13 protein-coding genes are annotated in these 12,642 nt (G+C 66.4%); 8 read left to right on the forward strand and 5 right to left on the reverse strand.

What is annotated here, in order from left to right; translation table 11 throughout:
• Window positions 1-67: 67 nt before the first annotated feature.
• Entirely contained in the window at window positions 68-463 is a 396-nt protein-coding gene (locus tag KF688_08535) for a 4Fe-4S binding protein (GenBank protein ID MBX3425711.1), read from the forward strand.
• A gap of 112 nt (window positions 464-575) precedes the next feature.
• Here the strand turns inward: KF688_08535 and KF688_08540 are convergent, their stop codons facing one another.
• Window positions 576-1,400 carry a sugar phosphate isomerase/epimerase gene (locus KF688_08540; protein MBX3425712.1) on the reverse strand — a complete coding sequence of 275 codons (825 nt, stop codon included), beginning with the start codon at window positions 1,398-1,400 and terminating at the stop codon, window positions 576-578.
• 274 nt (window positions 1,401-1,674) lie between these two features.
• Between KF688_08540 and KF688_08545 the strand changes: the two genes are divergently transcribed.
• The 3 genes from KF688_08545 (at window position 1,675) to KF688_08555 (ending at window position 3,416) form a co-directional block, all read left to right on the forward strand.
• Window positions 1,675-2,610, forward strand: coding sequence for a site-specific DNA-methyltransferase (locus KF688_08545; GenBank protein ID MBX3425713.1), 936 nt, complete (start codon window positions 1,675-1,677; stop codon window positions 2,608-2,610).
• 66 nt (window positions 2,611-2,676) lie between these two features.
• On the forward strand, window positions 2,677-2,946 hold the full coding sequence (locus KF688_08550) for a ribbon-helix-helix protein, CopG family (GenBank protein ID MBX3425714.1): 270 nt from the start codon (window positions 2,677-2,679) through the stop codon (window positions 2,944-2,946).
• 11 nt (window positions 2,947-2,957) lie between these two features.
• Window positions 2,958-3,416 carry a PIN domain-containing protein gene (locus KF688_08555; protein ID MBX3425715.1) on the forward strand — a complete coding sequence of 153 codons (459 nt, stop codon included), beginning with the start codon at window positions 2,958-2,960 and terminating at the stop codon, window positions 3,414-3,416.
• Between the two features lie 13 nt (window positions 3,417-3,429).
• Here the strand turns inward: KF688_08555 and KF688_08560 are convergent, their stop codons facing one another.
• From KF688_08560 to epmB, 4 genes are all read right to left on the reverse strand, one after another.
• A complete protein-coding gene (locus KF688_08560; GenBank protein MBX3425716.1) occupies window positions 3,430-4,551 on the reverse strand; it encodes a hypothetical protein in 1,122 nt (373 codons plus the stop codon).
• A gap of 31 nt (window positions 4,552-4,582) precedes the next feature.
• Window positions 4,583-5,608: a substrate-binding domain-containing protein gene (locus KF688_08565; GenBank protein ID MBX3425717.1), complete on the reverse strand. Its 1,026-nt coding sequence runs from the start codon at window positions 5,606-5,608 to the stop codon at window positions 4,583-4,585.
• A 336-nt stretch (window positions 5,609-5,944) separates the two neighbouring features.
• On the reverse strand, window positions 5,945-7,042 hold the full coding sequence (locus tag KF688_08570) for a 23S rRNA (adenine(2503)-C(2))-methyltransferase RlmN (protein ID MBX3425718.1): 1,098 nt from the start codon (window positions 7,040-7,042) through the stop codon (window positions 5,945-5,947).
• A gap of 30 nt (window positions 7,043-7,072) precedes the next feature.
• Entirely contained in the window at window positions 7,073-8,104 is a 1,032-nt protein-coding gene (epmB, locus tag KF688_08575) for an EF-P beta-lysylation protein EpmB (GenBank protein MBX3425719.1), read from the reverse strand.
• A 164-nt stretch (window positions 8,105-8,268) separates the two neighbouring features.
• Between epmB and efp the strand changes: the two genes are divergently transcribed.
• The 4 genes from efp to KF688_08595 all read left to right on the forward strand — a co-directional run bounded on the left by efp (window position 8,269) and on the right by KF688_08595 (window position 12,627).
• Entirely contained in the window at window positions 8,269-8,847 is a 579-nt protein-coding gene (gene efp, locus KF688_08580; protein MBX3425720.1) for an elongation factor P, read from the forward strand.
• 147 nt (window positions 8,848-8,994) lie between these two features.
• On the forward strand, window positions 8,995-9,627 hold the full coding sequence (locus KF688_08585; GenBank protein ID MBX3425721.1) for a LemA family protein: 633 nt from the start codon (window positions 8,995-8,997) through the stop codon (window positions 9,625-9,627).
• Between the two features lie 130 nt (window positions 9,628-9,757).
• On the forward strand, window positions 9,758-11,791 hold the full coding sequence (locus tag KF688_08590) for a M48 family metallopeptidase (protein ID MBX3425722.1): 2,034 nt from the start codon (window positions 9,758-9,760) through the stop codon (window positions 11,789-11,791).
• A gap of 200 nt (window positions 11,792-11,991) precedes the next feature.
• A complete protein-coding gene (locus KF688_08595) occupies window positions 11,992-12,627 on the forward strand; it encodes an HdeD family acid-resistance protein (protein MBX3425723.1) in 636 nt (211 codons plus the stop codon).
• Window positions 12,628-12,642 lie beyond the last annotated feature (15 nt).

The following is a 12,642-nucleotide window of genomic DNA, read 5'->3' on the forward strand; positions in this document are numbered from 1 at the left end:
CTTTGCCGGGGCGATGCCCTGACCGCCGCGCCGCCCTGTACTTCCCCCTGACTCGCTCGCCGCTGCCATGGCCAAACAAGCTCCCCGCAAGAAGGTTCCCAAGGCGCTTGCGGTCATCAACGCCGACAACTGTACCGGCTGCGAATCGTGCCGCGAGGTCTGCCCGGTCGATTGCATCGAGCTGCGCACGATCGACCGCGGCATCGTGAAAGGGACGCAGCAGTGGTGCGAGATCGATCTCGAACGCTGCGTCGGCTGCGAGGTGTGCATCCACATCCCGGGCAAGGCGTCGAATCCCTACGACCTAAAAGTCTGTCCCTGGGATGCGATCGAATTGGTCCCCACGGAACTGGCCGCGACGGTGGTCGCCGACATCGGCGGTCCTCCTGAGTACATCCAGGAGCATTGGGATCGTCTGGTGGGGAGCGCCCACATGCTGGCCGAGTTGCGGGCGTCGACGTAGTTTGGACGCATCAAGGCAACCTTGAAGGCACGCAGCAGTCGGGTCTGCCGTCCCTGGCTGGCGCCGCCTTTGTGCCCTTTGCGGCTTGGCGCTCGACACGGCCGAATCGTCGTCACGCGAACCGCCGCATGTACTCGATGCTTAGCCGGGCGAGTTCTTCGGGGGTCGGTTCGTAGCGAAACGCCTCGACGCTGACCCAGCCGTCGTAGCCCGTCTCCGCAAGCGCGGCAAAGATCGGCGCGAAGTCGATCTCTCCCATTCCTGGGCCAAGAAGGTTCGGATCGTTCGCGTGGAAGTGGACCGTCCAGTCGCGACTGGCGCGGATCGTTTCGGCGATCGGCTGCGACTCGCTCGCCATGGCCTTGACGTCGAGGTGGAGCTTGCAGCAAGGGGAGTCGATGAGCTTGGCGAGCCGCACTCCGCTTTCCGCGGTGAGCATGAAGTCCCCCTCGGCGGGGCCGAGCGGCTCGAGCGCGATCGTCACGCCGTAGTCCGCGCAGGCCGGCATTGCGGCTCGCAGGACCTCGGCGGCATAGGCTTCGGCGTCAGCGTAGCTCACCCCGGGCAGCAGATTGCGCTGTTGCGGCGAGCCGAGGACCATCACCCTCCCCCCCAAGTCGCCGCACAGTCGGGCGAGCTCGCGCAGGTACTCGCTCGTCGCGGAACGGACCGCCGGATCGGGGCTGGTCAGGTAGTAGCCGCTCGTCTTGGCCAGCAGCCAATGGAGCCCGACGACCTCGAGCCCCGCGTCGGCTGCCTGCTGTCGCACCTCGCGCCGCCGTTCGGCTGGCACGTTGCGGACGTTGAACGGCGTTGCGTCCGGAAGAAAGGTGAACGGAGCGATCTCAACCCCGTCGTAACCCAATTCCCGCAACGCGGCAAACGCCTCGCCGAAGGGGTGCGGGAGAAACATCTCGTTGCAAGCGGCGAATTGCATGGCGGGAGGAGGGATCAGAGGCGGAAAACCGGAGGTCAGGGAGCAACTGAGGCTCGGCAAGGGGGGCGTCAGGAGGCTCGGCGATGATGCGGCACGCTTGCCACCGCGCGGGCCATCGTCGATATTCAGGCATTCAGTCGACGGACGCAGGCGACCGACCCATTGCGGGTTCGCCCGTCGCCGACGTTCCGTCATTTTCTCCCCGATTCCGTCGCGCATCAACCCGCATCCCGGGTCGTCCGCATCCCTCTCTCGCAGGACAAGGCCGCCGATCATGCCGCTCGCATCAGGGAAGATCCACCAGGGCGACTGCCTCGATCTGTTGCCGAAGATCGCCGACGGGGCGGTCGATCTGGCGTTCGCCGACCCGCCGTTCAACATCGGGTACAAGTACGACAAGTACCACGATCGGCAGGAGGACCAGGAGTATCTCGATTGGTGCGCCGCGTGGATCGCCGAAATCCACCGCATCCTCAAGCCGACCGGCACGTTTTGGTTGGCCATTGGCGACGAGTACGCCGCCGAGCTGAAGTGGATCGCCACGCGGCAGATCCCCGAGCGGTTCATCATGCGCAGTTGGGTCGTGTGGTACTACACGTTCGGCGTGAACTGTACGCGCAAGTTCAACCGCTCGCACGCCCACCTGTTCCAGTTCATCAAGGACGAAAAGGCGTTCACGTTCAACGCCGAGGACCCCGCGGTCCGCGTCCCCTCGGCCCGGGCTCTCGTGTACGGCGACAGCCGGGCGAACCCGACCGGGCGGCTCCCCGACGACACTTGGGTTCTGCGGCCGCAAGACGCCCCCGAGTCGTTTCAGCCGATGGACGACACCTGGTATTTCAGCCGCGTCGCCGGCACGTTCAAGGAGCGGCAGGGCTTCCACGGCTGTCAGATGCCCGAGCAACTGCTGGGCCGGATCATCCGCGTCAGCAGCAACGAGGGGGATACGGTGTTCGACCCTTTTTCCGGGAGCGGGACGACCTTGGCCGTGGCGAAGAAGCTGGGACGCAAATTCCTGGGTACGGAGCTGAGCGGGGATTATGCGAAATACGCGACCGAGCGGCTGCAAACGATCCGCAGCGGCGACCCATTGGACGGCCCGGCCGACCCGCTCTCCAGCAGCCCGAACACAGCCAACGGCGTCACCCTGGAAGCCCGCAACAAGCGCAAGGCGGGCGATCGCCGACAGAAGACGCTGTTGGGGGAGTGATCGTTCTTCGATTGGCCACCGGGCGTGACATCTTGACATCATTTCAGGTGATGCTATGATGTCATAATGCAGCGATCCACCGTCCGCCTCGACGACGACCTCATGTTCGCGCTCAAGGAGCGCGCCCACCGCGAGGCGACGTCCGTCACGAAGCTGATCAATCAGGCGATCCGCGACTGGCTGGCGGGGCGAACAACCGGGCCAGCGCGGCGGACGCCGTATGTCCAAAAGACGTTCTCGATGGGCGAGCCCCTCGTCGATTTGAACAAAGCCTTGCAGTTCTCCGGCGAACTCGAGGACGAGGCGATCATTGAGCGGCTTCGTCGCGGCACGTGAGGCGCGTTGCGATGACGATCGTCGACGTCAACGTTTTGCTCTACCTGATCAATCACGATGCGGCGAGCCACGCGCAGGTGCTCGCTTGGTGGTCCGGCAAGATCGACGCAGGCGAGCGCCTCGGAATCCCGTGGTACGTCGTCCAGAGCTTCCTGCGCCTGGCCACGCATCGCCGAGTCTTTCTGAGGCCGCAACGTCCGGCGGAAGCCGTCGCGCGGATCGACGAATGGCTTGCCTGTCCCGAATGCGAGATCGTCGCCGAGGCGTCCAATCATTGGGCCGTGTTGCGCGGCCTCGTCACCGAGCAGGGCGTCGCAGGCGACCACATCAACGACGCCTACCTTGCGGCCCATGCCATCTCGCGCGGCGCGACGCTCGCATCGTGCGATCAGGACTTTTCGCGGTACCGGAACCTCCGCTGGGAAAACCCGGCCGCTGCGAAGCGTGGCGCGTCACCACGAACGCATTAGCCGACTCACGCTCCTATTGCGGCAACTTCTTCGCCGCTTCCTCGCCCGCGTAACGTTCGATCAGAGCGCGGCACTGCTGCCGTGTCCGCGGATCGCTGCGGGCGGCGTACATGTCGGCCAACGCCGCGGCCGCCTTGGGCTGGAGCGATTCGGGGAGGCCGAATCCCAGACCCCACAACGCTCGGCCCCAGTCGTTCGGGTCGCGGTCGGCCAGGGTCTCGACAAGCTTGTCGACGACCGCTTCGTTCTTCGATTTCAAGGTCGACAGTCCGAAGTAGATGGCGTCGTGTCGCGATTCCGGGTCGTCGGCCAACGCGATGATTCGCGACGCCAGCTTGTCGGAGACCTCTGCTCCCCACAACCCGCGCAGCGTCTCGCGTCGGACGCCGGCGTCGCTGGAAGCGAGCAGTTCGAGCACGATTTCCTCCGAACGCCCCGCGATTTTTCCGTCGCCGAAGCTGAACAGCAGGTGGGACATCGAATTGTCGACCAACGGCGTCCGCCGTTCCCAGATCGACTGGACGAGCGACAGATCCTCCGGCCGGCGATCGGTGTTCAGCAACGCGTAACAGGCCGACGTCAACAACGGCCCGTCGGTCCCTCGTTCAATGAACGGCAATACGAGCGGCCGGAACCCGGCCTTGTCGTACTCGACGTCTCCCGACTGGGCCAGCGTTTCCAGCGCAGCCATTTGCCGCGGCGCGTCGTCCCCTTGCAGGGCGGTGCGCAACTCGGCGATCGTCTCCGCACGACGTTGAGAGGCCTCCGGGCCAATGGCCCGCATCGCATCGATCCAGGCCTGGGCTTGTTCGCGCTGCGAGAGCCGCACTTGGTGCTCGCGCTGCAGTTGTGCCGTCCGATCTCTGCTGCGTCTTTCGACGAGCGGCCCGAAGTTAGCGTACAGCTTCTGGGCCGCGGCCTTCAGGCGGGCGAGATCGGCCTCGTCGATCGGAGCCCCGGCCTCGACGGCCGCCCGCCACGGCTCCAGGGCTTCCACGGCCCGCTCCAACTCGGCCAGCGCCGGCTTGGGATCGACCGCCGTCGGCTGCGAGCCCTGCTCTTCGGCGCGGGCTTCACCTGCAACCCCGGCCAACCATGCGACGAGAGCGACTCGGCCGAGCAATTTCACACTCATGGAGATCACGACGCCTCCGCAGTTTTGGCCGCTATTTGCCCGCGTTCGCCTTGAGCCGTTCCTCAAGCTGCCGGCGGAAGTCGGCCAGCGAATCTTTGGTGACCGGCAAGGCTGCGATGCCATAGGTGCTGTACGAACCCTTGAGCGGCCGCAGGCCTTCGTCGCCGCGGGAGAACGAGGCGAGCGTTCGCACCGCGTCGTACCCGTACCGATACGGATCTTGGGCGACCGTGGCGAAGATCGCTCCCGACTCGATCCCGTCGAGAGTTTCCTGCTGTTCGTCGAACGCCACCACGGCGACCTGGCCGATCTTGTCCTCCCCCTTGAGCACGTCGAGCAGGATGGCGCCGTGCTGGGCGTTCATCCCCACGATGCAGGCGAGGTCGGGATGCGCGGCGAGCGCCTGCTTGACTCGTTCGCGACAGCGGTTCGAGTCGCCGTCGTCGACGATCCGCTCGACGACTTCGTACTCGGGCCGTGACTCAGAATCCTCGCCAGCGGTCATCGCTCGCTTCATCGAATCGTCGAACCCCGCCTGCCGCTGCAGCATGTTGTCCTTAGTGAGGTTCGCGAACAGCAGGGCGACCTTGCCCCCGGCGGGGACCGCTTGCCGGACCAGATCGGCCGCCTGTTGACCCGCCTGCACGTTGATCGTGCCGATGTACCGCAGCCGGCGCGACTCGGGGGCGTCGGAATCGAACGTGATGACGGGCGCCTTTTCGGCGATCTTGTCGATCAGCGCCGCCTGGCCCTTGGCATCGAGCGGGCTGACTCCTAGCCCGTCGAGCTTGCCGCCGTCGAGATCCTCCAGCAGTTTGGTTTGCTGGGCGACATTTTCGTCGTCGGGCATCTTTACGTCGAGCCGGACCGCATACTCTTCGGCCGCTTCACGGGCGCCGCTGGCGACGAGTTGCCAGAAGGGTCCCGAGCCGCCGGTCACCAGCGCCACATCCACCAGTTCGGGCTTCGGTTCGCTGAAGACCTGCGCCCGATACCACGCGGCGGCCAGCAAGGCGATAACGGCGGCGATCAGCAAAGAGCGTTGTTGAGGGGACATCGCGGCGCCTCCTTCGGTCAGTGAGAAGAGAAGAGGAGAGCCTCTATCGAAAAGCAGCCGGTCGAGAAGCGAGGTGCCCGAACCGATCTTCGCGCATTCTCGCATTTCCGCCAGAGCGCGGGAACACCCCGCCGCAAAAATCGCGGAAGACAGGTCCATGGAACTTCGGAGTCCCAACGGCCCCGACAGTCCCCGCTTGCCGCAGGCTGCTAGCCCCGGGGTTGTTGAATTGCCGTCGCTCGTTGGGTTTCACCCGCGGCTAGCGCCGGACGGCTCATGTTCTGGGGACAAGACTTTGCATGAGGCCGCGAGCCAGATCCCGGTCGCCACAGACGGCTAGGCGCGCACCGCGGCGTTGGCGGCGATTGCCCGAGCCCGGTTTTCGCGCTGCACGAGTTGTCCGCAGGCGGCCGCGACGTCGGCGCCCAAGCTGTAGCGGATCGTGGTCGCCAGCCCAGCCCGCTTCAGGACGCCGGCGAACCCCTCGCGCACGGCTTGCGAAGAGCCGGTCAGATGCGGGGCGCCTTCGATCGGGTTGAACGGGATCAAATTCACATGGACGTTGAGCCCCGCACACCACGCGGCCAGTTCCCCCGCCTCGGCCAGCGAATCGTTCACCCCGGCGAGCATCAAGTACTCAAGCATCACCGTCGGCCCGGACGCACGCCCAGCGGCCTGAATGCGGTTCACCTCGACGACGGCGCGACGCAACTCCGCCAGCGGGCGCCTCTTCGCCAGCGGGATGAGCCGCTCGCGAGTCTCCTGCCGCACGCTGTGCAAGCTGAGCGCCAAATTGACCGCGGGGAATCGCCGCGCGCAGCGGAGCATCGCCTCGGGGAGCCCGACCGTCGACACCAACACGCGACTCGGGGGGTGGTGGAACAGCTCGGGCGCCGTCAGGGCCGCGAGAGCTGCGTAGAGGTTCTCCTCGTTATGAAACGGCTCGCCCATCCCCATGAAGACAAGATTGCGGATCGAGCGACCCTCGGGCTCAAGCAATTGCTTGGCTTGGACAAGCTGATCGAGAATCTCCGCGGTCGACAGGTTCTGGGCGATCCCCATCTTGCCGGTGGCGCAGAAGTCGCACGCCGCGGCGCACCCGACTTGGCTGGAAACGCACAGCGTCGTCCGGCCCGTGGCGATCCGCAAGACGACCGATTCGATGAGCATCCCCGCAGCGGTTCGGAAGAGGATCTTCGTGGCGCCGTCGAGTTGCGAGTCGCAACGCCGGTCGAGCGCGAGAGCGTGGAGCGTCACTCGACCGGCGAACTCGTCGCGCATCGGGCTCGGCAACGTTGCGAGGGCCGCTTCGTCGCTCAAGCCGCGCTTGAGCAGCGCGGTCCGCACTTGCCGCACGGCCTGCGGATCTAGCCGCAACTCGCGCCGCAGGGCGTCGACGGCCGCGAGATCGAAGAGCGTCAGTTGGTCGTTCATTGGGAACAGACTCGCGCGAGATGTTCGGCGCTAGGCGACCGGCAGCTTCGCCGGGGCGCCGGGGACTTCGCGGACGTATCGCGGGACCATGTAACCCGGCAGGCGGCGGGCGAGTTCGGCGACCAACTCGCGGCCGCTCGTCTCGGGGACCTCGAAGCGGGTCGCTCCCTGAACGCGATCGAGTTGATGGAGGTAATACGGAGCTACGCCGACCGCGACGAGCCGTTCGCTCAGCTCGGCAAGCGCCTCGACCGAATCGTTCACTCCGGCCAACAGAACGGCTTGATTGAGCAGCATCACGCCGGCGCGGCGCAGCCTGTCGAGCGCAGCGGCCGTCTCGGCGTCGAGTTCCCGAGCATGGTTGGCGTGGATCGCCATGATCGGCGTCAGCCGCGATCCGCACAGCCACTCGAGCAGATCGTCGGTCACCCGCGCGGGGATCATGATCGGCAGCCGGGTGTGGACTCGCAGTCGAGCGACGTGCGGGATCGCCGCGATCCGCTCGACGAGTCGCGCGAGCCGGCCATCGACCAGCATCAACGGATCGCCGCCGCTGAGGATGACCTCGTGCAGCAGCGGGTCGGCGGCGATTGCGTCCAAGGCGGGGTTCCAGGCCGCGTCGGCGTGGGGCGTTTCCTCGTACGGGTAGTGGCGTCGGAAGCAGTATCGACAATGGACCGCGCAGGCCCCGGTCGCGACCAACAGGGCCCGGCCCGAGTACTTGTGGAGCAGCCCCGGGGCCTCCCGGGCGGCGCCGTCGGCCACAGGGTCGGCTGTGAAGCCTGGGACGGCGGTCGACTCGGCCGCGACCGGCAGTACCTGCCGCAGGAGCGGGTCGGCCGGGTCGCCCCGCTGAATCCGCGCCAGATACGCCGGGGGGACGAACGTGGGGAACTGGGCTGCCGCAGCCGCCGTGCCGGCGACCAGTTCGACCGGCAAATCGAGCCGGCGGCACAACTCCGCGGCATCGCGCACCGCGGCGCGCAACTCGGCCTGCCACGCCGGGAAACCCCCGTCAGGACGGGCGCGGACAAGCTCGCTCTGCGGCGTTAAAATGCTCATTTTCGCCCCGTCGCGGGTCCTCAGGCCCGACCGTGGATCTTCGCCAATCTCGCCGGAGGGGCTATGCCCCCTGGATCGCGGACCGCGCGGCGGTCCGGCTCGGGAGCCTTCCCTGAGCCAATACGAACGTACAGCACGCCATCTTCACAAGGAACACGCGCCCGATGGGTACCTATCATACCAGCGATTTCAAGAAGGGGCTGAAGGTTCAGATCGACGGCATCCCGTACCAAATGGTGGAAATGAACTTCCGCAAGCCGGGCAAGGGGACCGCCCTGTACGAGTGCAAGATGCGGAACCTCATCCGCGGCACGGTCGTCGACCGCACCTACCGAGCAGGCCAAACCCTGGAAAGCGCCGACGTGTCGGAGTTCACCGCCCAGTACTTGTACCGGTCGGGGGAGAACTTCGTATTCATGAACAACAATGACTACGAGCAGTACGAGCTCACCGAGGAGCAGGTCGGCGACTCGGCCCGGTTCCTGAAGGAGAACATGGACTGCCAGTTGATGGTGTACAACAATTTGCCGATTGCGGTCACGGCCCCCAATCATGTGATCCTGCAGGTCACGTACTGCGAGCCGGGGGCCAAGGGCAACACGGCCACGAACGTCACCAAACCGGTCACGCTGGAGACGGGGGCCGAGATCCTTGCTCCGGCCTTTATCAATCAGGGAGACTGGCTGCGGGTCGACACCCGAACCGGGGAATATATCGAACGGACCAAGGAACCGGGGGCCTGAGCGAATACCCCTGCAACTCCGGCTCGTCGCCCCGGACGAGAACCGCAATCGGATCGGGCGGCTTTTGGCGAACCGTGCCCCCCGCGATCGAGTAGACTGTTCCAACCGTCGCTGCCATATCGAGTCCCTAAGTCCGCGAGGTAATCCGTGACTGCCGCATTCCCCGTGCTGATCGCTCTGTCAACGACCGCCCAGGTGCTCATCGGCGTCGCGATCGGCGGCGTGCTGTTGGCGATGTATCTGGTGGGCGTCTTCAACCGCCTCGTGGCCTTGCGAAATCGGCTGGACAACGCGTTTTCGCAGATCGACGTTCAGCTTCAACGGCGTTACGATTTGATCCCCAACCTCGTCGAGACGGTCAAGGGCTACATCAAGCACGAGCGCGAGACGCTCGAGGCGGTCATCAACGCCCGCAATCAAGCGGTTGGCGCCGCCAAGGCCGCAGCCGCGGCGCCGGGCGATCCCGCGGCGATGCACGCCTTGGGAGGAGCCGAGAACGCGCTCGGCGCCACGCTGGGGCGGTTGTTCGCCCTGGCCGAGGCGTATCCCGATCTCAAGGCGAACCAGAACATGGCCCAACTGACCGAGGAACTGACCGCCACGGAGAACAAGGTTGCCTTCGCCCGGCAGGCGTACAATGACTCGGTGAACAGCTACAACGCGTACCGGCAGTCGTTCCCCCCCGTCGCGTTCGCCGGCATGTTCGGCCACAGCCAGGACGCCGAGTACCTGGAGTTCGACAGCAAGGCGATCGCCGAAGCGCCGAAGGTGAGCTTCTGAGCTAAAGAAGAAGGGGGCAGGGGGGAAGAGGCGTAGATCGTTGTTCTCCCCCCTTCGGCCTTCTTCCCTCTCGCCTTGGTACGCCACTCGTGCGATCGCCGGTCACCGCTTCGAGCTTCGCGGAAGCGCCATGTCCACCGACTTCTTTGAACGCCAGGACGCCGCGCGGCGGTCGACGACGTGGCTGGTGGTCATGTTCGTCTTGGGCGTGCTGGGGATCGTCGGCGGGACGATGGCCGTCGCCTGGGCGGTCCTTGAAGGGGCGAGCGGCTACAAGGCCGCCGGCGAAGGTCGCGTCCTCGACCTGCCCGAGATGTTCGGGCACTTGACCCCTGACGATCTCGTCGCGATGCTCGCCGCGGGGGGGGCATCGCTGGCGTTGATCGGCGGAGGCAGTCTCTACAAAGTCGCCCAACTCTCCGGCGGCGGTTCGGTCGTCGCCGAGGGGCTCGGCGGCAAGCGGGTCTATCCCGATTCGGCCGACGCCGTGGAGCGTCGGTTGCTGAACGTAGTCGAGGAGATGGCCCTCGCCTCGGGGGTCCCCGTGCCGCCGGTCTACATGCTTCAGACGGAATCGGGGATCAACGCCTTCGCCGCCGGCTACTCCCCCAGCGACGCGATCGTTGCCGTCACCCGCGGCGCGGCCGAGCAACTCTCGCGCGAGGAGCTGCAAGGGGTCGTCGCCCATGAGTTCAGCCACATCCTCAACGGCGACATGCGGCTCAACATCCGGCTGATCGGCGTGCTGCACGGCCTGCTGCTGTTGGGGCTCATCGGCCGGATCATGCTCCGGATGATCAGTCACTCGGGCCGAAGATCCAGCGATTCGAAGAGCGGAGGAGGCGTCGCGGTCGTGGCGCTGATCGGGCTGGCTCTGTTCGTCCTGGGGTATTTGGGAACGCTCATGGGGAGCCTCATCAAGGCGGCCGTTTCGCGGCAGCGCGAGTATCTGGCTGACGCCTCGGCCGTGCAGTTCACCCGCAATCCCGGCGGATTGGCCGGAGCGCTGAAGCGAATCGGGGCGCGGGCGATCGGCTCGCGAATTCAGGCCCCCAACGCGGCCGAGGCGAGCCACCTGTTTTTCGCCCAAGGGGTGTGGGAGGGACTCACCTCGCTGACTGCGACCCACCCGCCGCTGGAAAAGCGAATCCTGGCGCTCGAGCCGCAATGGGACGGCAAGTTTCCCACGGCCGAGACCCGGCCTGCCGTCGAGCGAGAACTCGCGGGCGGAACCGATCCGCGACGACGCGGCGAGCAAGTGGCTGCGCTGGCCGCCGGCGCAGTCGCCGCTGCGGCGGCAGGAGCAACCATGACCGACGCCGCCGAGGTCCCGTTGGCGGTGGTCAAGCGCGCGGCTGACCAAGTGGGGGATCCTCAGGAGCTCCACCGGGCCTACGCCGCGAGGCTGATTGACGCGTTGCCGCCGCTGGTGCGCGACAGCGCCCGCGAGCCGTACGGCGCCCGGGCGGTGCTGTTCGGGCTGCTGCTCGACCGCGATCCCGGCGTTCGCGAAAAGCAACTCGCCACTCTTGCCGCCTACGCGACCAAGGACGTCACGGCGCTGACCGTCAAACTGTCGCCGCACCTGGACATGCTCGAGGCCCGCATGCGGCTGCCGCTGGTGGACATGTCGCTTCCCGCGTTGCGGGCCATGTCGCCGGAGCAGTACCGGACGTTCCGGCAATGCTTCGTCGAGTTGGTCAAGGCCGACAACCGGTTGGGTCTGTTCGAGTGGGTGCTGCATCGCGTGCTGCTGCGCCACCTGCAGCCGCAGTTCGAGCATACGGCCCGGACGAAGGTCGCCTACTACGGCCTGCAGAAGCTTGGGCGCGAGTGCTCGGTGCTGCTGTCGACGTTGGCCCACGCCGACAATCGTCTTGCCGAGGCCCCGGCGGCATTGGCCCGGGGCGCCGCGATGTTGTCCGGGGCGAGGGTGACGCTGCTCGACCCGGCCGAGTGCGGCCTGGAGCCGCTTCGCGGCGCGCTCGACGCGCTGGCTCGCGTGGCCCCCAAGCAGCGCCAGTCGCTGGTCGCCGCCTGCGCAGCGACGATCTGCGCCGATCACGAGGTGACCGTCGCCGAGGGAGAGCTCCTGCGCGGGGTGTGCGACATGCTCGATTGCCCCATGCCCCCGCTCCTGCCGGGGCAGCCGGTGGCGGCGTGAGACGTGCTACGTTCGCGGCTTTCGCGCTGGGCGGCGGACGCCAGCCCCCGGCGAGGCCAGATTCAGGCCTTTTTGGCAGCTCGCCGGCGACTCGCGCCGTCCGCTCAAGGGGCTATGCCGCGCGGTTTTGCGGGATGATACAATGCTCCCCAGGCGGACATTCGTCCGTTCCCGACTCCTGCAACGCTGAGGGGGAAACCATGAACGGCCTCGTCGAACCGCGTTCGTCCGATCCGATCGCCAAGTTGCTCAATCACGAGTTGCGTCGGCTTCACGAACAGTGGTGGTGCTTCCTGCTGTTGGGCGCGCTGCTCGTCGCGTGCGGCACGATCGCGATCGTCTACCCGTTCATCTCGACCCTGGCGGCCGTGTCGGTCCTGGGGGGGCTGCTGTTGGTGAGCGGCGTGGCCACGGTCATCAGCTCGTTTTGGACCGGCCAATGGAGCGCTTTCTTGCTGCAGTTGCTGGTTGGCATTCTGTACGCGGTCGTGGGATTGGCGGTGATCGACAAGCCGCTGGCCACGGCGGGGGTGCTGACGCTGTTCATCGGCACGTTCGCCATCGTCGTCGGCACAGTGCGCATCGTCGCCGCGCTCTCGATCAAGTATCCCCTGTGGGGTTGGTCGCTTCTGAACGGCGCCGTGACCGCGCTGTTCGGCGTGCTGATCTATCGGCTGGTGGCCAAGGAGCCGGCCGCCGTACTGTGGATCATCGGTCTGGTGGTGGGGATCGAACTGCTCCTGAACGGCTGGACCTGGGTCGCGCTCGGGCTGCAGTTGCGAAAGGTCGGCCCCTGCGTCGCCGACGAAGCCGCCGGCGGAACGAGAGTCGGCTAAGCCTTGCCGCGTGGA

The sequence above is a fragment of the Pirellulales bacterium genome (genome assembly GCA_019636345.1).
Taxonomy (GTDB): domain Bacteria; phylum Planctomycetota; class Planctomycetia; order Pirellulales; family Lacipirellulaceae.

Bases quoted from the DNA above. Each gene is read 5' to 3' on its own strand.
- KF688_08535 (MBX3425711.1), top strand. From the start codon at position 68: ATGGCCAAACAAGCTCCCCGCAAGAAGGTTCCCAAGGCGCTTGCGGTC.
- KF688_08540 (MBX3425712.1), bottom strand. From the start codon at position 1,400: ATGCAATTCGCCGCTTGCAACGAGATGTTTCTCCCGCACCCCTTCGGC.
- KF688_08545 (MBX3425713.1), top strand. From the start codon at position 1,675: ATGCCGCTCGCATCAGGGAAGATCCACCAGGGCGACTGCCTCGATCTG.
- KF688_08550 (MBX3425714.1), top strand. From the start codon at position 2,677: ATGCAGCGATCCACCGTCCGCCTCGACGACGACCTCATGTTCGCGCTC.
- KF688_08555 (MBX3425715.1), top strand. From the start codon at position 2,958: ATGACGATCGTCGACGTCAACGTTTTGCTCTACCTGATCAATCACGAT.
- KF688_08560 (MBX3425716.1), bottom strand. From the start codon at position 4,551: ATGAGTGTGAAATTGCTCGGCCGAGTCGCTCTCGTCGCATGGTTGGCC.
- KF688_08565 (MBX3425717.1), bottom strand. From the start codon at position 5,608: ATGTCCCCTCAACAACGCTCTTTGCTGATCGCCGCCGTTATCGCCTTG.
- KF688_08570 (MBX3425718.1), bottom strand. From the start codon at position 7,042: ATGAACGACCAACTGACGCTCTTCGATCTCGCGGCCGTCGACGCCCTG.
- epmB (MBX3425719.1), bottom strand. From the start codon at position 8,104: ATGAGCATTTTAACGCCGCAGAGCGAGCTTGTCCGCGCCCGTCCTGAC.
- efp (MBX3425720.1), top strand. From the start codon at position 8,269: ATGGGTACCTATCATACCAGCGATTTCAAGAAGGGGCTGAAGGTTCAG.
- KF688_08590 (MBX3425722.1), top strand. From the start codon at position 9,758: ATGTCCACCGACTTCTTTGAACGCCAGGACGCCGCGCGGCGGTCGACG.
- KF688_08595 (MBX3425723.1), top strand. From the start codon at position 11,992: ATGAACGGCCTCGTCGAACCGCGTTCGTCCGATCCGATCGCCAAGTTG.